Raw genomic sequence first — 22,341 nt, 5'->3', positions numbered from 1 at the left:
AACAATTTAACTAAAAAATAAGTAATATCACAGTTTTAAAAACCTGAAAATACTTGAATTTTTAAAAACACATTAAATAAGTAAAATGGAACTTACAGATAAATTATTAAATGAACTTCAAAAGAGACTAAAAATAGGTAATCGAAGAGGGGTTCATCTAAATGCAATACCTGCAAATTCAAGATACAAGTTTGACTTAACCAGACTATCTCATATTGATAAGAATCTTCCCAACAGTTTCATAGAAAGATTACTTTCCGAACAGCCATTAAAATTCAGGATTAGTTGGAAGGGAAATGTTCCTGACTTAAACACTCTATTTGAAGATGATCAAACGCAATTAGTTAGGATCACAAAATCCTTTGAAAATTTAATTAATCAGACAGAGGCTATTGAATCAGAAAAAGGAATCAACACCTTCGGATTCGGTTTTCCAATTCTTGTTAGACGAGACCAATCAGACAACAAACTCACAGTCGCTCCAATTCTAATTTGGTCATTAAGAATTAAAAGAACCAAAGAATTCAATACTTGGGAAATTAACAGAAATGAAGACGACCCGATTTATTTGAATGAAGTTTTAATCAATCATTTACAATCGGATTCAAATTTGGAAATAAAGCAGATTCCAAGTGAAATGCTTGATGATGGGCTGATCTCTAAGGATGAATTACTTGAAATCTGTGTAAAGCTTATAAAAGAAATTAATACTTACGTTCCTTCTAACATTAAAGAAGATTATAGCCTAAAACTTGGAAAAATTGTTTCAATCGGCGAAAAAAAACATTACGATGAGCTTCCAATTAATTCCACCAATGCAGTTATCGATTTTGGTGGCTTGTTTTCAATTTTTGAAGTCCAAAAACAAAATATTATAAACGATTATTCTAATTTGATGAATTTGGAAGATCTAATTTTTGATCTTCGCGATCTAGAAAATCACACTTTTCAACCAATTTCTTCGGTAGAAACAGATCCATCCCAACAAGGTATTTTACATTCTTTGCAAACAAAAAGAAATATTCTTATTCAAGGTCCTCCGGGCACAGGCAAAAGTCAAACATTATCAGCAATCCTTATCAACGCGCTAGAGAATCAAAGAAAGACCATTGTAGTTTGCGAAAAAAGGACAGCCTTGGAAGTTTTACATAATGCACTCATTGAAAAGAATCTAAACTACCAATGTGTATTAATTCGAGACATAGTTAAAGATCGCAAAACCGTCGTTGATTCGGTTAGAGACAGAGTTGACAACTCATCTTATAGAAGCTACACTTACACATATTCAAAGGATTCTCTTGACAATCTTGTCAATAAAGCAAAAACCCTAATTGAGTCGATAAATGGAAAGCATAAAAAATTAGGTGAAAAGTTATTAGGTGAAAAGTCTTGGTCAGCCATTGTGGGAATTCTATTAGCTGAACTTAATGGATTTGGGGAAGACCACACAATAAAAATTAATAAATCACAATTCAAGTTTAATTCTCAAGAATTGACGGATTTTATGGAATTGGTCGGGAGGGCTCAAATTTTATTTAAGGATTTTCAAAGTATAAATTTTATTCCATTTATAAATACTTCTAAATTTCAGGGAGAAAATCCATACCAACTTGAAAAAGTAATTTCTGACAAATTTAAAAAATATGAAAATGATTACACTAGAATAAAAGATCTAATTCATAATAAAAATTGGTGGCAAAAAATATGGTTTCCAAAATTATTAAAAGCAGTCACCAATCTAAAAGTTGAGATTAATTCTGATAATCTTTCTAATGTTACCATCAATTCTAGAAAATATACACAAGTCTTGATAGAGATTGATTCTTTGATAGCAGAATCAAAAAAATATTTTAAAGATACCGAAAGATTTCTGATTGATTTCAAGTGGTTTCAATTTTACAATAGTCTCACTTCTGAAAATAAACTTATCATTAATGAATTAAAGGGTAAAAAAGATTGGCGAAAGGCTTTTCTAGTAAATTATTTAAATTCATTACTCCTTAATTCAGCAAATATTGATTTGCCCACAAATGACTTTGATCACATAGAGCTAAATGGAACTTTGGGTGGTTTAGAGAAAGAGCAATTAAAATTTATTAGGGAATTTTGGTTCTCTAGGCAAATTCAGACATCAAGAAAATTTGAGCTACGAAATACAAATCTCTCAGTTGAAAATTTATATAATAAGCGTAGTAGCAACCGGTTCAAACGCCTTTCTTTACGTCAAATAGTTCAATTTGACCCAGAATTGTTTACAACATTTTTTCCAATAATTCTTACTTCCCCTGATGTAGCAAGTAACCTATTTCAAGGGATGAATGGGTATTTTGACATTGTAATGTTTGACGAAGCTAGTCAGCTTCGTTTGGAAGATAACCTGCCTGCAATATTGAAAGGAAAGCAGAAAATAATTGCAGGTGATGAACATCAAATGCCTCCTTCAAATTATTTTAGTAAAGTTTTTGACGGCACCATTGAAGACGAAGACGATATTGAAGATGAAGATGAAATTTTTGTGGATAAAGATAATATCCTTTTGTCTTGTGAATCCCTTTTAGACTTTGGCACAGAACTTAATTTTGAGAAAAGACACCTTGATTTTCATTACAGGTCAAGACATCCCTTCCTTATAGATTTTTCAAATTACGCATTTTACAATCAAAGACTTAAACCACTGCCAAATACATTTGATTATACACCAATAAAGTATATTCAAGTAAATGGAACCTTCTCTGACCACATTAATGATGCAGAAGCTGAAATGGTTTTATCAATTCTTGATAATAATTTAAATCGACTTCCAAATGGAAAATATCCAACCGTCGGAATTGCTACTTTTAATATTGCCCAACGGAATCATATAAAAAGCAAAATCCTAGAGAGGCAAAAGTTCTCAAAGTTTGAAGCGTTCAACACTAAAATTCAGGAGTTGGAAGAAAATGGAATGTTCATCAAGAACTTAGAAAATATTCAAGGGGATGAACGAGATGTAATTATTCTGTCAACAACATATGGACCAGGAAAAGACGGCAAATTTGCACAGCGTTTTGGCCCGATTAATCATTCAAAAGGATACAAACTTCTAAATGTAATTATCACAAGAGCTAAGTATAAAGTTTATGTATGTTCATCCGTTCCAGAAACAGCATTTATGAATTATAAAGAATCACTGATAACTGAAGGTTCTAATAACAAACGAGCAGTTTTCTACGCATATTTAGCCTACAGCAAAGCCATAAGCGAAGGAAATGATGATTCTAGAATAGGAATTTTAACTGCTCTTAGCGAGAACTCAACCATAAACAGCACTTTCAATCCGAGAAGTCTTGGAGAGTTAGAGTCACCTTTTGAAGAAGAAGTTTATCAGCGTTTAATTGATGAAGTAGATGAATCAAAGTTAATTCCTCAAATGAAAGTTTCTGAATTCCGAATTGATATTGTTTATGACCCTAAACTTGCAGGAGTACCAAAAATTGCAATTGAATGTGATGGGGCTAAATATCATTCTAGTAGAGAAGCATACCTTCACGACATTCATAGACAAAAAATTTTAGAAAGCCATGGTTTTGTATTCCATAGAATTTGGAGTACGAATTGGTGGAGAAATCCGCAAAGAGAAACAAAACGGCTAATTGAGTTTATAAGGAGTGTTGAATCAAGAAATGACCATAATCTAATTGACCGTTCAAAAACTTCATTTGCATTTACCGACAATGTTGGAATGGTTGAAAGTTACGTTGCCGAAACAAATTTTTTAGATGTGGATAAAGAAATTTCGATAATTAAATCCATTGAAAAGAATGGAAAATCTCAGTTAAAGCTCATTATTGATCAAATTAAATTAGGAAGTAAAGTCACTGTGAAGTATTTGAATAATGGCAATGATATTAGAGTACTTATCGTAGAGTTTGCTGGTAAGAATGAATTTTCTGATGGCTTTCAAAAAATAAGTTTAAAATCACCTTTAGCGTCATCTATACTCGGACACTGCACAGGTGACATTGTAAAAATTGGTGATCTTGACAATTTTGTAGAAATCATCGAAGTTAAAAACTAACGCCAAATCGTTTAAGCTATACACATTAGCTCCTTAAAAATCCAAGTTGATGCGTTAATCGAAGAAAACTAAATAACTATCTGTCACCTATGGAGCTTGACTCCCCCTCATCCTGACCCCCCTCCGGCCTCACCGCCAAATAAACCCTCTCGGCTTTGTCTTTGCCGACCACTTCGGCAAGGGCTTCGATATCGGCTTCCTGGATTTTTTTGAAGGAGCGGAAGTGCTTCAGTAGTTTGTTGGCGGTGTTCTCGCCGATGCCCTCGATGTCGGTCAGCTTGGTGTTGAAGGCGTTTTTGCTGCGGACCTGACGGTGAAAGGTGATCGCAAAGCGGTGTGCTTCGTCCCGGATCTTTTGGATCAGACGCAGGGATTCGGATTTTTTGTCGATATGCAGCGGGTAGTTGTCATCGGGAAAGTAGATTTCCTCCAGCCTTTTGGCGATGCCGATGATCGGTACCTGACCATAGATGCCGAGTTCCTTCAGCGCTTCCACGGCGGAAGAAAGTTGGCCCTTTCCCCCATCAACCACGATCAGGTTGGGAAGTGGTTTTGCCTCCTCGAGGATCCGTTCATACCTTCTGCCCACGACCTCCTTCATACTCGCAAAGTCATTGGCACCGGTGACGGTCTTGATATGGAAGTGTCGGTATTCTTTGTTGGCGGGCTTGCCGTTGATAAAGCAGACCATACTTGCCACGGGATTTGTACCTTGGATATTGGAGTTGTCAAAGCACTCGATCGTGACCGGGAGTTCCTTGAGAGAAAGGTCCGATTGCAGCTGCCGGAGCACGCGGTTTTTTTTGTCCTGCACTTCACCTGAAGCCAAAAGCTTTTCCTTTTTATAGTACTTGGCGTTTTTGAGGGAGAGTTCTACGAGTTTCTTTTTGTCCCCGATTTTTGGGACGGCAAAGTTCAGTCCTTCAAATTCCTCTTCCAGGGGAATATTGGCGATAATTTCCAGTGACTCGGAGTTGAATTGGTCCCTAAGGCGGATGATGGCCGTCAGAAGCAGTTCTCCGTCCGTTTCATCCAGTTTCTTTTTGAGCTCGACGGTTTTGGTGAGGATGACGGCGCCGTTTTTGATTTTGAGGAAGTTGACATAGGCAGATTTCTCATCCGACTCTATCCCAAAGACGTCGAGGTCGTGGATGGCGGGATTGGCGACCATGGACTTGGCTTGGTATTTTTCGAGGAGTTCGAGTTTGTTTTTGAAATAGTGTGCCCTTTCAAAAGCCAAACTTTCCGCAGCCTCCTGCATTTTCTTTTTGAAGTGGATTTTGGGCACGCCCAGATTTCCCTTGAGGATATGCTTGGCCTGCTCGACCTCCTTCATGTAATCGGATTCCACCTGCAGTCCTTCGCAGGGCCCAAGGCAATTGCCGATATGGTACTCGAGACAGACCTTGTACTTCTTTTCTTTGATCTTGTGCGGACTCAGGTCGAGGCGGCAGGTGCGGATGGTAAAGATGCTGCGGATCAGTTCGAGAACATTGTTCATCCCTTTGACACTGGCAAAAGGCCCGAAGTACGTTCCCCTTCCGGGGATCATTCTCCGGGTGGGAAATAAGCGGGGAAAAGGCTCATTGGTCAGCAGGAGGTAAGGATAGGTCTTGTCATCCTTGAGCATGATGTTGTACTTGGGCTGGATCTTTTTGATCAGGTTATTTTCCAGCAGCAGGGCATCAAACTCTGTGTCCACGATGGTGATTTCGATCTTTCGGATCTCCTTCACCATCCTTTTGGTTTTGTAATTGATGCCGAGGGTTTTGACAAAATAGCTAGCCACTCTTTTCTTCAGGCTCTTGGCCTTGCCTACATAAATCAGTTCATTTTCGGCATTGAAATACTTGTACACTCCCGGCAGATCCGGAAGGGAATGGTAGTCTTCAACGAGGTAGGAGGATGCCTGCATGGGTGCAAATATAAAAAAAACAGCCCTGTGAAAGGCTGAATTTATTTTCTAGAAATGGTTTTTCTCTAAGAGACAATAGTTGACAGACCATAGTCCATAGTGTCATGAACTGATTTTCAACTTATCCATTCTATGGTGAGGTGAGTAAGCATGAAATTGGAAAAAGAAAAAAACAGCATGTTTCTTCCCTCTTACAGCCCCAACCAAATCAAACTCGGATTGAAGTTCAATTGCCGCGGCTATGGACTGTCGACTGTGGTCTGTCGACTTTCAACCATGGACTATGGACTATCAACCATGGACTAAAAATCATTCTTCTTCTGATCGTAATCAAAATCCGTGAAACGGCTGTTTTCCAATTCGTATTTGTCACAATCGATCTCGATGCTCAGCGGTCTTTCCGGTCTTGGGAATGGGCCTTTGGTATATTCTAAGGTTGGATCGGCATAGACTTTTGACATGTACTTGACCCAAATCGGTCTCGCTGTCTGACCGCCCTGACCACTGACCCAACTTCTGAAGTGGATCGCCCTATCATCCCCACCGACCCAAGCTCCTGACACAAGGTCTTTGCTCATCCCGATGTACCAGCCATCTGAGGCATTTTGCGTGGTACCCGTTTTCCCGGCCAATTCATTCCCCTCATCTCTCAGGGTCCAGGATACTCCTTGGGAAGTTCCCCTTGATTCTTCAAATCCGCCTCTAAGCATGTACACCATCAGGTAAGCATGCTCCTCGCTCATGGCAGGTTTTTTCTTAGGGGTAAATTGCTGCAATAAATTGCCGTTTTTGTCCTCAATCCTGTCAATGTAGAATGGAGTAATATGCTCTCCCTTGTTGACAAAAGTGCCCATAGCGCCGACCATTTCATACACCGATACATCAGAAGTACCTAAAGAAAGCGCGGGGACTTCTTCGAGGTCTGAAGTGATACCAAGACGGTGGGCGGTTTCGACGACGACTTTTGGTCCGAGTTTCTTCATCATAAAGGCCGTAACCGAGTTGATGGACTGGGCCATCGCCAGACGGATTGTCATCTTTTCGTAGGAGAATTTTCCATCGGCATTGTTTGGACTCCATGTAGGCTGTCCCGGTGTATTGATTTCTACAGGTTGATCGATGACCGTGTAGCAAGGGCTGTAGCCGTTTTCGATGGCTGCAGCATAGACAAAGGCCTTAAAAGTTGAGCCAGGCTGTCTTTTGCTTTGCTTGACATGGTCAAACTTGAAGTATTTATGGTTGATACCACCCACCCAAGCCTTGATATGTCCGGTATGCGGATCCATGGAGACAAAGCCGGTCTGCAGGTGTTTTTTGTAATGACTCATGGAATCCATAGTACTCATCAGGGTATCGATTTCTCCTTTTTCCCAGGAGAATATCCTCATTTTCTTTTTCTCATTCAGTTTGATATCGATGGAATCAGCACCCGAACCGTACCTTTTTTCCAAATTTCGATAAGCATCAGTCCGCTTGACGGCAGTCTCTAGGAAACCGGGGATGACCTTTCCGTTGCTGTCGATCCATGGTGCGCGGGTACCCATTTCCTTTTCAAACTTCTTCTGCAACTCGCGCATGTGTTCATCGACAGATTCTTCGGCATACCGCTGCATGCGGCTGTCAATGGTGGTGTAGATTCTCAGACCGTCACCAAACAAATCATAAGGAGTGCCGTCTGATTTGAGGTTTTCCTTGGTCCATTTGATCAGGTCAGCTTTGATTACTTCCCTGAAGTAGGTGGCCAAACCTTGGTTTTGGTTGCCGACCCGATAATCCAACTCAATCGGAATCTGGGAAATGGAATCATATTCAGCCTCTGTGAGGTAATTATACTTTTCCATCTGTCCCAGCACAGTATTCCTTCTTCTCAGGGAATTGTCAGGGTTGAAGACAGGGCTATAAAAGGAAGGTGCTTTGAAAAGTCCCACCAATGTGGCTGATTCCTGGATATTGAGGTCTATGGGTTCTTTGTTGAAGAAAGTTTTTGCCGCGGTTTTGATTCCGTAGGCATTGCTGCCAAACTCAGAAGTGTTGAGGTACAAGGTGAGGATTTCTTCTTTGGTATATGACTTTTCCAGCTTGGCCGCTACGATCCATTCTTTGGTTTTGATGATGAGCATCCTCAGCCCGGGAATCCTGCTCAATATCCCTTGGGATTCAAGATTTCTGGTTTTGAAGAGGTTTTTGGCAGTCTGTTGGCTGAGTGTGCTTCCCCCCCCTGCGCCTTGCCTCAGGATGATGGACTTGAACAATACCCTGGCCATACTCTGGAAGTCGATTCCCGAGTGGTCCTCAAACCTTACGTCTTCAGTGGCAATGAGTGCGTTGACCAGATTGGTGGACAGTTCATTGTAGCTTACGGGGCTTCTGTTTTCCCTGAAATAGTTGCCGAGCAATACCCCATCCGAGGAATACAATTCGGAGGCAAGTTCACTTTGGGGATTTTCAAGTTCTTTGAAATCGGGCAATTCTCCGAAAAGTCCGAGGAAGTTACCGCTTACTGCCCAGACAAACAAAACGAAACCCAAGAGTCCCGCTGCAAAAACCATCCAGATATATTTAATTATTTTTTGGGTCATCTATGTTCAGGTATTTGGTACTGCGATTGATTATTGTGGATATATGCTATTTTGCCGGTAATCCTTTGTTATTCTACAAATGGGACGGAAGACCGAAGACGGATGAACGGGACATCCCGGTTCCCAGCCATATTCTATATTTGGTAATTAAATTACCGGAATCATTGTGGATAAACATAATCAGTAATAGGTGTTGGTGTAGAAATCCCGGTATTCGTCCAGATTTTTCCTTTTGTTAAGTTCTTGGAAATTTTCTATCGAAATCAGGAAACAATTGGCTTTGTCTTCATCGGTCATGGATGCATTGTTAAATCCTTCCATGAATTTTTCTCTGTATTCGATTCCTTTTTGGGCGGAGATAAATGGACTGACAATGAAAATCGTATTTTCCCTACTCAGGTTCATGTTTCCGGTCCGCAGTCTTGATCCTTTGAAGTTTTCATTGTGAAAACCTTCCAAATCAGCAAGGAGGTTTTTGGATTCCCCTGATTTATCAGCACCCAAGACGATTACAAATATATGGGTTTGGTTAGGATTATTTTTGTAAGGTGACTCGGCTTCTGCTTCCTCTTCTTCAGGTCCTTCATCGGCGAGGGCTTCTTCCTGCACTTCAGTTTCGCTTTCTTCGGAAACTTCCGCTTCGGTTTGTTCTTCATCCACCTTAAATGCACCAAGCATATTTCTTGCCATTTCTGCGAGTCCTTCGTCCTCGGTGGTCTGGATATAGTTTTCCAGCCTCTCTTGATACCTTGATATATCTTCTGTCTTGCCGGTGACCATGATGTCCAAAAGGAGCAGTCTGTCAGTATTGGCTGTCAGGGGATGAGATTCGAGTGTAGACCTTATCAATGACTTTGCATCTGCGTATTGGCCTGTGTGATACAATTCATAGGCCCGCTTGTAGTTTCGGGAAGTTTCGAGGAAAGCCACATTGCCGGAAGCCTGGTCGGGATTATTGACTGACATGGTAAACGGTGAATCCGGGAACTCCCTGTTGAGCCGCTGCGCAAAAATGTCAGTATTGCCTCCTGTTTCTTTGTTTGCCAAGTAAAGGATATAATATGCCTCGGGTTTTTTGATGGTATTGGGATACTTCGTGATCAGACTTTCTAGATTTTCAATGCTGATTACAGGATTTTTGAAGTCAAAAAACAAAATCTTACCCAACTCAAAGTACGAGCGTTCCAATTCCACTTTCATTTCACTGATCTGATCGGGATTGCTTGGGATTTTTGAAAGCAGCTCTTCGGTGGTCGGAATTCCTGACAATATGGGATTTTCTCCTGCGGAAGTTGTATCCGACGTGGTGGTCACCTCTGCAGGACGGGTAGAGGAGGTCTGGAAGTTTTGGCTTGTTCTCCTCCAATTGTCCTGTAGTGGCCTGTTACCCCAATTCCTGTTGAAATCAATAGAACCTTGCTGAATGGCAACAGAATTATTAAAATAGAAAGATTCTCCACTGCCTCCCCTGCCTCCAAAGGCCAACAGGTTGTCGAAAATACTGGAAGGTTTTTGCACATCTTTTGCGGCTGCTTCCCTGAGGAGTCGTTCCTCTTCCTGTTTGATAAAATTTTCCGCGATCAGTGTTTGGGCTTCCAAACTCAGGTCAGCAAGTAACAGAAGGCTGTCATTTTTGGTGACAATATCATAATGAAAAACGTATTTGTCTAAGATTTCCTTTCTGGCGGTAATGTTCTGAAAAAGGGGATCTGTAGGGCGGAAATTGACCAAAGCACTGTCGAGGTAAAACTTTGCTGCCCTGAAATCATTTTTTTTGTCAAAATTGACCATGGCAAGTTTTTCGTAGATATAGCCTTTTTGGATTGGGTTTTGGCTTTCCTCTTTGGCTGCCCTGATCAAAAGGCTCTCTGCGGCTTCGATGTCTCCCTGCTTGAGTTCAAAATTTGCTTTTTCGAAAAGGATGACGTCTTTCAGGTCTTTGTTTTTGCTGTCTTTGTAGAGTCCATCAAAGTAATTTCTGACTTTGTCTATGTCTTTGGTTTGATTCAGCTCGGCTACTTGCTGTGCATACAGCTGTGCAAAGAAAGCCCTCTCATAGGGGGGATTCCCCTTGACGGATTTCATGTAATAATCATAGGCCAAAGCGTCGATTCCTTCCCTTTGGTAAAGCTGTCCGAGAATAAAATTGATCCGAGATTTTTCTTTTTTGTCTTTGGTATAGCCGAGTGACTTGTCCAAAGCACCGATTTTACCGTTCAGTTCACCCCTATTGTGGTAATAATAGGCCAAGGTTTTGTAGAGCAAAAATTTGTTTTCCGAACTGATCCCTGATTCTTTGGAAAGAAAATCAATCACATATGCCGCATCGTCAAAGTTTTCGAGGTCAGTAAACAAGCGCATCAGCTGGATCAGGCTCCGGTGGCGGATGTCTTTTTTCTTACCGTTGACATTGAGGTATTTGAATGTATTGGAAGCATCGTCAAATTTGGCTTCGTAATAATCCGCCATTCCGATCAGGAAATAACTTGGACCTACCCATTTGGAAATCCTGTGCCAATCGACAGCCTTGGAAGCAAAGGACCTCACTTCACCGAGCAATTCTTTATTGGAATCTATAAATGTACTGTCAATGGTATAAAATACCGGAAGTACCTGACTGAAATCCTCCCTGTGGTTTTTGGCGATACCGGCTTCAAGTTCACTGATTTTGGTATCAGCATAATAATAGGCGTTGTATCGCGCCGTTGTATTATGAAACAACCTGTTGGTGAAGGTATTCCTCTCGGAAGAACACGACAGCAGTCCTATGGAAAAAAGAAAGAAGAGAAGAAATACGATTCTATTCATGAGTGAGCCAAAGGCTTAGAACGTCGAAATTACTTGAATTGGTGTAAATTAATAAACGCTTCGGAATAATATTATATTTTTACAGCTTTCATACAAAAGATACAAGATTGAGTTTAAGAACGAAAATAAGAAACTGGCTGACTGAAAAATACCTCATCGTCATCAGGAAAAAACAGGATTTTTCTGTTTTGGGATCTTTTAATGTGTCATTTTCCCGGATAATCATCGTAGGTGTCCTTTCCCTGTCCATGATTTTTTTTATTTCCCTTGTTTTGACAAGAACGATCCTGAGACAATGGTTTGACCCGGTATATATGGAGACCGAAAACACCGCCAAGATCTTGATGTTATCAGATATTGTGGATTCCTTGTCTGTGGCAGTCAGTCAAAAAGATGCCTATCTTGCCAATATCCAAGGGATTATCAGCGGAGACGGTGGGATTGATACCGCGGATTTGGAGGAATCCGCTGCAGCCATGCCCAATTCGGGCATTTCAAAGCCGGCTGATTTCAGACCAAGTGATGCTACGCTGAGTATCCTTGATGAATTCAAAAGCGCGCCCATGGAAAGCTCAAGTCCCTTAGAGATTTCAGGCAATTCTTTTGCGGAGACTTTTTTCTTTACTCCTATCAAAGGCGTATTGACAGCTGTATTTGATCCCCAAGATGACCACTTTGGAGTGGATATTGTGGCCAAAGAAAACGAACCGGTCAAGGCCATTGCAGATGGAACAGTCATTTTGGCTTCTTGGACACTAGATACCGGATACATTCTCAGCGTCCAACATTCGAATGAATTGATTTCAATTTATAAACATAATTCGGTAATTTTGAAAAAAGTTGGGGACATTGTCCGTGCCGGGGAAATCATCTCCATCATCGGAAATACAGGAGAACTTACCACAGGGCAGCACCTTCATTTCGAATTATGGTACAAAGGTTCACCCCTTAATCCTCAGGAATTTATTACTTTTGATTAGCTATGTTCAACAACAAGACAGAAGAAAAAAAATCGGTAGCAGACATGGTCAGTTCTACAAATGTCATATCCAGGGAAACCAAAATTACCGGAGACATTACCGCAGCCGGAAATATCCGTATAGAGGGTCAACTTGAAGGATTGGTTGAATCAAAAACCAAAATCGTGGTAGGGGATTCTGCTTTGATCAAAGGAAATATCACTGCGCCTGAAGCAGAAATCTCCGGAAAAATAGATGGGGAAGTTTTTTGTTCAGGCACGCTTTATCTTACAAAGACGGCTGTCATTATGGGCAACATCACCACACAAAAACTGATTGTTGAAAACGGTGCTGTTTTCAATGGCAAATGTCAGATGGTAGCCAAAGGAATGGTTGTATCCAAAAACACTGATGCCGAAGACACGCCCCAAAAACAGTTACAGTCCATCTGACCCGCCCTTATATTTAAAATATATCGGTCTTTCTTTTCAGCTTTTTGTTTTTATCGGGGCCGGGACATGGTTTGGATGGTACCTTCAGCAAAAAAGTGAGATGAAGTTTCCTGTCTGGATTTTACTTTTTTGCTTACTATCAGTTGTGGTTTCTTTTTACCACCTGTATGTCAATCTCAAAAACGATGATAAATCCGAAGGAAACCGCAAAAATAATTAGCTTTGCGGGCTCAAATCGGTTTCTATGAAGGCCATCAAAATTCTAACAGTCAAGCTGCTTCTTTTTTCACTCCTAATTGGGGGCGTATTTTACCTCCTTCAGGAATATATCAAACCTGAATGGGTTCATGAAAGTCTTTGGACGATTCTTTCGTTTTTTGTTTTATTGACTTGGCTTACCGGAATGTTTACCCATTATCTCTTAGAGATCAGCAAAGAAAATTCTGTCAATATCTTGTTGGGAGCAATAGGTATTCGGTTTTTGGCAAGTACCGGTTTCGTTGCGATCATGTTGTTCCTCAGGGTTGAGAATTTAATTCTGTTTGTGGTCAATTTCTTTATCATTTATTTCTTTTACTTATTGTTTGATATCTACATGCTTCTAGCTAATTTGCGCCCAAATTCGAAGTAGGTATTAAAAAATCATTTGATGGTCCGTAAATTTCTTTGCCTAAGTATTTTATTGTCAATATTTTGGCTAGGTTTTTCAAATTCTGTTCAAGCAGCCGGAGACGGTGAGAGCAAGACTGGATTTCTTATTCCTCACGTCATGGACAATTACGAGTGGCATTTTGCTACTATTGGCCATACACATGTAACGCTCCCTTTACCGGTAATAATTTATTCTCCTGACCAGGGATTGGAGTTCTTTTTATCCTCGGATTTTCAGAACCATGAAACCCACAAATTCGGAAAAGATTACGGTGTCGGTGGGTATTATATAGATGAAAATTATGACCTACATGCTCTTGATGAGTTAAGGACATTTTATGACTTTTCGATTACCAAAAATGTAATGATGATGTTCATCATTATTGCGATACTGCTCTACTTGATGATTTCTACTGCAAATCATTACAAAAGGCTGCCTGGTACTGCACCTAAAGGAATTGCGTCTTTCATAGAACCCATTGTCATATTTGTCAGAGATGAAATCGCATTGACTCAGATCGGTCACAAGCATTACAGAAGATTTACTCCGTATTTATTGACACTTTTCTTTTTTATCTGGGTGGGTAACCTCGTAGGTTTGTTTCCCGAAGCAGGTAACCTGACAGGAAATATTGCTTTCACTTTGACTCTGGGTGTTTTCACTTTGATTTTGACAGTTTTCAACGGCAACAAAGGGTATTGGAAGCATATATTTATGCCTCCGGGAGTACCGGTATTGCTACTGCCAATAATAGTACCTGTAGAGATATTTGGTATCTTAACTAAGCCTGCCTCTCTTGTTGTCCGTCTTTTTGTGGCGATCACAGCAGGACACATCGTTATCTTGAGTTTCATTGCCTTGATATTTGTCTTTGAATCCCTTGCAGTCGGAGTGGCAAGTACAGTTATGCTTGTATTTATCAATTTTATTGAAATCTTGGTTGCAACCATTCAGGCCTATGTATTTACCCTGTTTACTGCTATGTATGTAGGTACGGCGGTTGCAGAGGAAGATCATCATTAATCAGTAATTACTTTGTTCAATTTATAAATCAAACACGTATGTTAACTTCAATCTTATTAACTGCCGGATTTGCACTGATGGGTGCTGGTATCGGTGCTGGAATTGTTGCGATAGGCGCAGGTCTAGGTATCGGTAGAATCGGTGGACAAGCTATGGAGGGCATTGCCCGTCAGCCTGAAGCAGCTGGAAAAATCCAGACTGCCATGTTGATCATCGCTGCTCTTATTGAGGTGGTTTCCCTGTTTGCGGTGGTAGTTTGTCTACTTATTGCTTTGGGAGAGTACACTTTCTAAAAAAAAAGAAGAGGGATTGGCGCTAGGCCAATCCCTTCCTTTTGATTAATTGAACAAGCACTGTTATTCATATAAAATAAATCAATATGGGACTTATTACACCTGGATTGGGATTGGTATTCTGGTCGGCACTTGGGTTTTTGATCGTATTATTTCTTCTCACAAAATTTGCATGGAAGCCCATACTTGCTGCATTGGATGAGAGAGAAAAAATCATAGATGATGCCCTAAAGTCTGCTGAAATAGCAAGAAATGAAATGGCTAACCTAAAGGCTGAAAATGAGAGAATCATCCACGAAGCCAAAATTGAGAGAGATACCATGCTTCTCAAGGCATCGGAAGCTGCCAAGCAAATGATAGAGGAGGCAAAAGAAAAGGCCCAACTTGAAGGTGCAAAAATGATTGAGAATGCAAAAGCCACGATCGAAACAGAAAAGTCAGCGGCTATAGAAGATATCAAAGTACAGGTTGGGATTCTTTCTCTTGCTGTTGCTGAAAAACTCCTCAAGAGAAATTTCGCAGAGGATGCAGCCCAACAAAAACTTGTGGAAGAATTGGTTAAGGACATTAAGTTAAACTAATATGTCAAACATAAGAGTTGCCTCCCGATATGCCAAATCCCTTCTCGAACTTTCGGTCGAGAAAAATGCGCTTGAGGCAGTAATGGGAGACATGAAAGGATTGCTTTCCATTGCAGAGCAGAATAGAGAACTTGGGCTGGCATTGAACAGTCCCATTGTCACCTATGACAAAAAATTCAATATTCTTAAAGGTCTGTTGGGCAAAGGTGCCCACCACATCACCATGAGCTTCTTTGACCTTGTCACCAGAAAGAACAGGTCAAATGTCCTGATTACAACAGCGCAAGAATTTCAGAAGCAATACAATGAATACAATGGGATACAGGTAGCCGAAGTAACGGTTACTCTGCCTTTGACTGAAGACTTGAGAAAAGAAATCATTGAAATAGTAAAGGAAATTTCCGGTCTTCAGAAAATTGAACTCGTCGAAAAAATTGACAAAAGCCTTATCGGTGGATTTGTTCTCAAAGTCAATGACAAGCTATGGGATGACTCACTTAGCGGTAAGCTGAGAAAAGCTAGAATGAAATTTGCCCAACGGTATTTCGTGAAACTATACTAAAAATCAAAGAAAACATTTTAATAAAAATATAATGGCACAAATAAGACCTGATGAAGTTTCGGCTATTTTGAGAGAGCAACTCTCAAACGCCAAGACTGATACTGAACTTGAAGAAGTGGGAACCGTCCTCCAAGTAGGTGATGGGGTAGCCCGAATCTATGGACTAACCAAAGCTCAGGCCGGTGAATTATTGGAATTTGACAACGGTCTTAAGGCAATGGTCCTCAACCTAGAGGAAGACAATGTCGGTGCTGTACTTTTCGGTGATTCCAAACTTGTCAAAGAAGGTGACAATGTCAAGAGAACTAAAAAGATTGCCTCTATCAAAGTCGGTGATGGCATGTTGGGCCGTGTAGTAGATACTTTGGGTAATCCTATCGATGGCAAAGGTCCATTGACGGGAGACCTTTATGAAATGCCTTTGGAGCGTAAAGCGCCGGGTGTTATCTACCGTCAGCCTGTAAACGAACCGCTTCAGACAGGTATCAAGGCTATTGACTCCATGATTCCTATCGGAAGAGGTCAGCGTGAGTTGATCATCGGTGACCGTCAGACTGGTAAGACCGCTGTGGCCATTGATACAATCCTAAACCAAAGGGAATATTACGAAAAAGGAGAACCGGTATTTTGTATCTACGTGGCCATCGGACAGAAGGCCTCTACAGTGGCAGGTATTGTTTCTGCTTTGGAAAAAGGCGGTGCACTTCCCTACTCGGTAGTAGTATCTGCGGCTGCTTCTGATCCTGCGCCTATGCAGTTCTTTGCTCCGTTTACAGGCGCATGTATCGGTGAGTTTATCCGAGATACAGGTCGTCCTGCATTGATTATTTATGATGATTTGTCCAAGCAAGCAGTAGCTTATAGGGAAGTTTCTTTGCTTCTTAGAAGACCTCCGGGGCGTGAAGCATATCCGGGCGACGTATTTTACCTTCACTCAAGACTTCTCGAAAGAGCAGCAAAAATCAACAACTCGGATAAGATTGCAAGTCAGATGAATGACCTTCCTGAATCCATCAAGCATTTGGTGAAGGGTGGCGGTTCTTTGACAGCACTTCCTATCATTGAAACCCAGGCAGGAGACGTTTCTGCCTATATCCCTACCAACGTGATCTCTATCACTGACGGTCAGATCTTCTTGGAGTCCAACCTTTTCAACTCCGGTATCCGTCCTGCTATCAACGTAGGTATCTCGGTATCCCGTGTGGGTGGTAACGCACAGATCAAATCCATGAAGAAAGTAGCCGGGACATTGAAGCTTGACCAAGCTCAATTTCGTGAATTGGAAGCTTTCTCCAAATTTGGTTCTGACCTAGATGCGAGTACCAAAAGAACCATCGAAAGAGGTAGAAGAAATCAGGAAATCCTGAAGCAACCTCAATATGCTCCTGTACCTGTGGAGCTTCAGGTGGCGATCATTTATGTTTCTACTAAAGGTTTCATGGATAGTATTGCGCCGGAAAACGCAAGACAGTTTGAGAAAGAATTCTACAACTTGTTGAAGAGCAGCCATCCTGAGGCATTGGAACTCATCCTTAAAAATGACATCGATGCAGCCGGAAAAATCCTTGAGCGTGCTGCAAAGGACCTTTCTGCGAAATTCGCTAAACTATAATTGAATCAACAATAAGGACCAAGAGCGCAGCTGCCTTCTTGGTTCTTTAAAGTTTCTTTTCTGATAAAAGAATAATATGGCCAACCTTAAGGAAGTAAAGCAAAGGATCACCTCGGTAAGCTCCACCCAGCAAATCACCAAAGCCATGAAAATGGTCGCGGCGGCAAAGCTGAGAAGGGCACAGGACAGGATCATCAAAATGCGTCCATACTCCCAAAAACTGACCTCGATCCTCGACGAAGTAGTGTCTGCCATGGGCGGTGAACTTGAAATTGCTTTTGCTGAGCAAAGAGCTGTTCAAAATGTGCTTGTTGTGTCTATGACCTCTGACAAAGGATTGTGCGGTGCCTTTAACTCCAACATCATGAAGGCAACCGTAAGCCTCGTTGAAAAAGAGTACAAAGGTAAAAATGTGACCATCCTTCCTCTAGGAAAAAAGGCTTTCGAGTTTTTCACCAGGAGAAACTATAACGCCAAAACCGATTTTTACGAGGTATTTTCCGATGTGAAGTACGATGAAGTAAGGGTTATAGCAGAATATGCCATGAATGGTTTTCTTTCAAAGCAATTTGATAGAGTTGTATTGGTATATAACCATTTCAGAAACGTGGCTACCCAAGACATCACCGTGGAGCAGTTCCTTCCGATGGGAGGAGTAAAAGACCTTACCTCCAAGGGAAAAACAGCATCTACTGATTATATCCTTGAACCTTCCAAAGAATATGTCATTCGGGACTTGGTTCCTACGGCTTTGAAAACACAGTTTTATAAGGCTGTTTTGGACAGCAATGCTTCGGAGCATGGCGCAAGGATGACTTCCATGGACAAAGCAACTGAAAATGCCAATGAATTGCTCAAAGAATTGAAGTTGATGTACAACAGGAATCGTCAGGCTGCCATCACAAACGAGATTCTCGAAATCGTGGCTGGAGCAAATGCCCTTGAAGGAAGTTAAAAATAGCTAGCAATAATACCCTATTTAAGCCACCTGAAGGTGGCTTTTTTGTTTAATGCACTTTCTTCTTTAAAATAGGAATTAGGGATGCGACCTCCTTTTTGTATTGGACGTACTTGGAGCCGTATATTTCTATAAGTTTCTTTTCTTCAAAGTAAATCCCAAACGGAAGGTAAACAAACAACATGGCCAAATGGACGATTGAGCTGATGGTAGGCTCAAAAAAGAAAAACCCCAAAAATATCAATATCGTACCCGAATAAATGGGATGCCGCATGTAGGAATGAAGGCCGGCTTGGACAAATTCCTCCCGATATATCAAATCATCATGGGGTTCCAGGCCAATAAATTTTTTCTTGCTAAAGGATTTGAATGATTTTACAATGATGATGGTGCCAAAACTCGCAAGCATATAGCCCAAGTAGGTGGAAGTAGGGGTTTTGACCAAGATATCATACTGATCCAATGATGAACTGTAGACCAAAATGCCAAAAATGAATACTGTAGAAAAAATGGTATACAGCAAACGGTACCATATGTAATGGCCTCCCATCCATCCTTTGATTTTTCTTTTTATATTCAGGCTTGCAAGCAGAGAATGCTGGTAATAAAACAAAACCCAAAGGATAACCAAAATCAGATAAGGCATGACATCGACTTTTTTTACGAATATCCCATTTCTATTGACAAAAAGAAAGTTCTTCCGGTTGAGGTGTGGAGAATTGTCCCTTCCTTATGAAGAAACCCTGATCTGTCAAAAAAAATAAACTTTAGCACATAATTATCCCGATTTCATGAAGATAGGCTTAATCAAAGAAGGCAAAGTTCCAACTGACAGGAGGGTTCCTTTTACCCCCAAACAACTGTCACATTTATCTGAATTGTACAAAGATACCCTTTCCTTTTATGTCGAATCCAGTCCCTTCAGGTGTTTTTCTGACGAAGAATATATACAGGAAGGCATCGAAGTGGTTGGTGACATTTCATTTTGTGATTTGCTGATGGGGGTCAAAGAAGTACCTGTCGCCCAATTGATTTCTGATAAAACGTATATTTTCTTTTCCCATACCATCAAAGAGCAGGTCCATAACAGGAAGTTGCTTCAGACTGTATTGGAAAAAAACATTACCCTGATGGATTATGAAGTCTTAAAGGATGAAAATGGAAACCGTACGGTGGCTTTTGGCCATTGGGCAGGGATTGTAGGCGCATACAACGGACTGTGGGCATATGGCAAAAAGTCTGGACTTTTTGATTTAAAAAGGGCTATGGATTGCTTTGACAAAGAAGAGCTCCAGCAGGAACTAGGCAAAGTTCAATTGCCTCCTATCAAAATAGTGGTAACCGGAACAGGCAGAGTGGGTAAAGGGGTCGTGGAAATATTACAACTTGTTGGCATCAGGCAGGTAGGAGCCAAAGAATTGTTGCAGCATTATTTTGATGAGCCGGTTTTCTCCGTACTTTCCACAGAGGAATATTATAGGAGAAAAACTGATGGAGGATATGAAAGACAGGAATTTTATTCTTCCCCGGACAAATATGAGAGCCATTTTCTAAAATTTGCTGAAGTAAGTGATATCCTAATGGCAGCTTCCTATTGGGATCCCCGGGCACCAAAATTATTTGAAATGGAAGATATCCGCTCTGAGGAATTCAGCATCTCAGTGGTAGCAGATATCACCTGTGATATCAATGGGTCGATACCGACCACACTAAAACCAAGCTCAATTCTTGATCCCATTTACGATATAGACAGGGATACTTTTGAGGTTTTACCTGCATTTGGTAAACAGACGAGCATATCCGTCATGGCCATAGACAATCTGCCGACAGAACTCCCAAGAAACGCCTCCGAAGATTTTGGCAAACAGTTGATGCAACATTTAATTCCAGAATTATTGAAAGGTCAATCCAGGATTTTGGATCAAGCGACCATTGCAAAAGAAGGTGACCTGACAATAGAATTTATTTTTTTGAAACAATATATAAATACACCTCAAGAGTAACCAAATGAGCCTTATTAAAATAGAAAAATACATTGAACAAACTGTTTTAAAAGCCCAAACAGTAGATGCAGATATTGAGAAACTCATCCAAGAGGCAAAAGAATTTGGATTTGTGGGCGTGTGCGTTCCTCCTTTTTGGGTGAAAAAAGCCAAAAGGGAAATTGGTGATGCAGACATTCAATTGGTTTCTGTCGTGGGTTTTCCTTTAGGGTATAACCTCACCGAGACAAAAATATTCGAAACAGAACAACTCATCAAAATGGGGGCAGATGAGATAGATGTTGTTTGGTCTCTTTCGGCTTTCAAGGCTGGAATGAACTGGCCAAAGATAGAGCTGGCGAAGCTTTCGCAGGTCTGCCATGACCAAGATAGAATACTAAAAGTTATCTTAGAAACTGCTTACCTCAGCCATTCTGAGATCATTCAGGCTTGTCAAATCTGCGCAGATGCTGGAGTCGATTATGTAAAGACCTCCACAGGATTTGCTCCGGAAGGAGCCAAGGAAGAACACATCAAATTGATGCGGGAAAACCTTCCAAGTACCGTGGGTATCAAAGCAAGTGGGGGAATAAAAACATTTGAACAGGCAATGGGGCTGATAAGGGCCGGTGCAGATAGGCTAGGAACTAGTTCCGGTGTACAGATAGTCCAATCAGCAAGGGAATAATTTTTATATGAATTTACTCCACATAACGTTCTGTTTTGGGGGGTACATTTGATTCTTGATCTTTACCGGCCCTACTGTCATCCTGATTGAAGTAGATCAGAATAAAAGGAATGATAAAAAAGGTCAGCAGGATATAAGCAACACCAACAAATTTTCTTTTTATAGATTGATCCCCCAGAAATGTGGCCAGCTTGACAGGAATGTTTCTGAGTCCCGGAAAAGGCAAAAATACCAAAGCCCCGAAGAAATTAAACAGAATATGTACAATGGCGATGCTGATAGCTGCTTCAGTCTTGTAAATAGAAGCAATGACGGCTGTAATGGTGGTACCAAGGTTAGCCCCAATAATAAATGGAAAAACTTTGGAAAGAGAAACTTTCCTATTGGCTACTGCAGGCACGATCAAAGAAGTCGTAACAGTACTTGATTGGACCGCAGCAGTGAAAAATAACCCATACATAAAAGAAACATAGGGCAATTTGAACATCTGTCGGCTTACTTTTTCAAAATTGGTAGAAATAAAAGTTCTAAATACCGTGTCAGACAAGAATTTTATGGAGAAGAAAACAAGCAAAATAGAAAGTATCAAACCAATGATGGGACTGTTGAGGAAATCTACCAGCCAGGTCGTTAATGGACGGGTAAACAACACATTGTAAGTATATTCACCTGTAAACTCCGTATTAGCATCAAAAAATGTATTGGTCAAAAATGAGGCTGACCGACTCAAAAAACCAAGATAAATTTCCAAAGGAAATAGAATCATTACAGTAAGTATATTGAAAATATCATGTGCCACACCGGCAGTAAGTGCTCTCTTGAATTCCCCTTTTTTCATAATGTAGGAGAAGGCCACTAAGGTACTTGTCAAGGTAGTCCCGACATTTGCACCCATGACCAATGGGACAGCCTGCATCAAAGTCAGGTTTCCTGAGGCCACTACCGCTACAATCATGGATGTGACCATGGAACTGCTCTGCACCAATGCAGTAATCAATAATCCTACAAAAAGTCCTACAAATGGGTTATTGGTGGCCTGAAAAAGTTCCTCGGCCAAGTTATTGTTTAACTTGACCATGGACATGGTCAGCAAATCAATAGAAAACATAAAAAGAACAAATGCCAACAGCATTTGAAATACTATCAATCCTTTGTTGGACTTTTGATTAGCTTCTCTGAGTTCGGTCATTTATATAAAACCCCTCATTAAGGGGTTAATT

19 protein-coding genes are annotated in these 22,341 nt (G+C 40.8%); 14 read left to right on the top strand and 5 right to left on the bottom strand.

Going from position 1 to position 22,341, the window contains the following annotated elements; all coding sequences use genetic code 11:
- Positions 1–85 precede the first annotated feature (85 nt).
- Positions 86–4,057: an AAA domain-containing protein gene (locus tag MMU07_RS05500; protein WP_241124838.1), complete on the top strand. Its 3,972-nt coding sequence runs from the start codon at positions 86–88 to the stop codon at positions 4,055–4,057.
- 76 nt (positions 4,058–4,133) lie between these two features.
- Here the strand turns inward: MMU07_RS05500 and uvrC are convergent, their stop codons facing one another.
- A complete protein-coding gene (gene uvrC / locus MMU07_RS05495; RefSeq protein WP_241124837.1) occupies positions 4,134–5,972 on the bottom strand; it encodes an excinuclease ABC subunit UvrC in 1,839 nt (612 codons plus the stop codon).
- A gap of 150 nt (positions 5,973–6,122) precedes the next feature.
- On the opposite strand from uvrC, the gene MMU07_RS05490 reads away from it, so the two are divergent.
- Complete coding sequence (locus tag MMU07_RS05490) at positions 6,123–6,278, top strand: hypothetical protein (protein WP_241124836.1); 156 nt, start codon at positions 6,123–6,125, stop codon at positions 6,276–6,278.
- On the opposite strand, the gene MMU07_RS05485 is transcribed toward MMU07_RS05490, so the two are convergent.
- Positions 6,275–8,551 carry a penicillin-binding protein 1A gene (locus MMU07_RS05485; protein ID WP_418884504.1) on the bottom strand — a complete coding sequence of 759 codons (2,277 nt, stop codon included), beginning with the start codon at positions 8,549–8,551 and terminating at the stop codon, positions 6,275–6,277. The genes MMU07_RS05490 and MMU07_RS05485 overlap by 4 nt on opposite strands.
- Positions 8,552–8,731: 180 nt before the next feature.
- Positions 8,732–11,359 (bottom strand): type IX secretion system periplasmic lipoprotein PorW/SprE, encoded by a 2,628-nt coding sequence (gene porW, locus MMU07_RS05480; RefSeq protein ID WP_241124835.1) that lies wholly within the window; start codon positions 11,357–11,359, stop codon positions 8,732–8,734.
- A 107-nt stretch (positions 11,360–11,466) separates the two neighbouring features.
- On the opposite strand from porW, the gene MMU07_RS05475 reads away from it, so the two are divergent.
- The 10 genes from MMU07_RS05475 to atpG all read left to right on the top strand — a co-directional run bounded on the left by MMU07_RS05475 (position 11,467) and on the right by atpG (position 18,448).
- The gene (locus tag MMU07_RS05475) at positions 11,467–12,339 is read left to right on the top strand and encodes a M23 family metallopeptidase (RefSeq protein ID WP_241124834.1); all 873 of its coding nucleotides are present in this window, start codon (positions 11,467–11,469) and stop codon (positions 12,337–12,339) included.
- Between the two features lie 2 nt (positions 12,340–12,341).
- Positions 12,342–12,770, top strand: coding sequence for a bactofilin family protein (locus tag MMU07_RS05470; RefSeq protein ID WP_241124833.1), 429 nt, complete (start codon positions 12,342–12,344; stop codon positions 12,768–12,770).
- A complete protein-coding gene (locus tag MMU07_RS05465) occupies positions 12,730–12,990 on the top strand; it encodes an AtpZ/AtpI family protein (RefSeq protein WP_241124832.1) in 261 nt (86 codons plus the stop codon). Before MMU07_RS05470 ends, MMU07_RS05465 begins: the two co-directional genes overlap by 41 nt.
- Before the next feature lie 24 nt (positions 12,991–13,014).
- Complete coding sequence (locus MMU07_RS05460; RefSeq protein WP_241124831.1) at positions 13,015–13,401, top strand: hypothetical protein; 387 nt, start codon at positions 13,015–13,017, stop codon at positions 13,399–13,401.
- An 18-nt stretch (positions 13,402–13,419) separates the two neighbouring features.
- Positions 13,420–14,445: a F0F1 ATP synthase subunit A gene (gene atpB / locus MMU07_RS05455; protein WP_241124830.1), complete on the top strand. Its 1,026-nt coding sequence runs from the start codon at positions 13,420–13,422 to the stop codon at positions 14,443–14,445.
- Positions 14,446–14,483: 38 nt separating this feature from the next.
- On the top strand, positions 14,484–14,738 hold the full coding sequence (gene atpE / locus MMU07_RS05450) for an ATP synthase F0 subunit C (RefSeq protein ID WP_241124829.1): 255 nt from the start codon (positions 14,484–14,486) through the stop codon (positions 14,736–14,738).
- A gap of 86 nt (positions 14,739–14,824) precedes the next feature.
- The gene (atpF, locus tag MMU07_RS05445; RefSeq protein WP_241124828.1) at positions 14,825–15,319 is read left to right on the top strand and encodes a F0F1 ATP synthase subunit B; all 495 of its coding nucleotides are present in this window, start codon (positions 14,825–14,827) and stop codon (positions 15,317–15,319) included.
- 1 nt (position 15,320) lies between these two features.
- Positions 15,321–15,881, top strand: a complete 561-nt coding sequence (atpH, locus tag MMU07_RS05440) for an ATP synthase F1 subunit delta (RefSeq protein WP_241124827.1) — start codon at positions 15,321–15,323, stop codon at positions 15,879–15,881.
- 31 nt (positions 15,882–15,912) lie between these two features.
- The gene (gene atpA / locus MMU07_RS05435; RefSeq protein WP_241124826.1) at positions 15,913–17,493 is read left to right on the top strand and encodes a F0F1 ATP synthase subunit alpha; all 1,581 of its coding nucleotides are present in this window, start codon (positions 15,913–15,915) and stop codon (positions 17,491–17,493) included.
- 76 nt (positions 17,494–17,569) lie between these two features.
- Positions 17,570–18,448: an ATP synthase F1 subunit gamma gene (gene atpG, locus MMU07_RS05430; RefSeq protein WP_241124825.1), complete on the top strand. Its 879-nt coding sequence runs from the start codon at positions 17,570–17,572 to the stop codon at positions 18,446–18,448.
- 52 nt (positions 18,449–18,500) lie between these two features.
- Here the strand turns inward: atpG and MMU07_RS05425 are convergent, their stop codons facing one another.
- Positions 18,501–19,097, bottom strand: coding sequence for a methyltransferase family protein (locus MMU07_RS05425; protein ID WP_241124824.1), 597 nt, complete (start codon positions 19,095–19,097; stop codon positions 18,501–18,503).
- Positions 19,098–19,242: 145 nt separating this feature from the next.
- Here MMU07_RS05425 and MMU07_RS05420 point away from each other — a divergent pair, with 145 nt between their 5' ends.
- On the top strand, positions 19,243–20,454 hold the full coding sequence (locus tag MMU07_RS05420; RefSeq protein WP_241124823.1) for an NAD(P)-dependent oxidoreductase: 1,212 nt from the start codon (positions 19,243–19,245) through the stop codon (positions 20,452–20,454).
- A 4-nt stretch (positions 20,455–20,458) separates the two neighbouring features.
- Entirely contained in the window at positions 20,459–21,121 is a 663-nt protein-coding gene (gene deoC / locus MMU07_RS05415; protein ID WP_241124822.1) for a deoxyribose-phosphate aldolase, read from the top strand.
- Positions 21,122–21,134: 13 nt separating this feature from the next.
- On the opposite strand, the gene MMU07_RS05410 is transcribed toward deoC, so the two are convergent.
- Positions 21,135–22,310, bottom strand: a complete 1,176-nt coding sequence (locus MMU07_RS05410; RefSeq protein ID WP_241124821.1) for a Na/Pi symporter — start codon at positions 22,308–22,310, stop codon at positions 21,135–21,137.
- Positions 22,311–22,341 lie beyond the last annotated feature (31 nt).

This window comes from Cognataquiflexum nitidum (assembly GCF_022538055.1).
In the GTDB taxonomy this organism is placed as follows: Bacteria; Bacteroidota; Bacteroidia; order Cytophagales; family Cyclobacteriaceae; genus Cognataquiflexum; species Cognataquiflexum nitidum.
The sequence above is the reverse complement of the archived record's forward strand: the minus strand, read 5'-3'. Positions and strand labels throughout refer to the sequence as shown.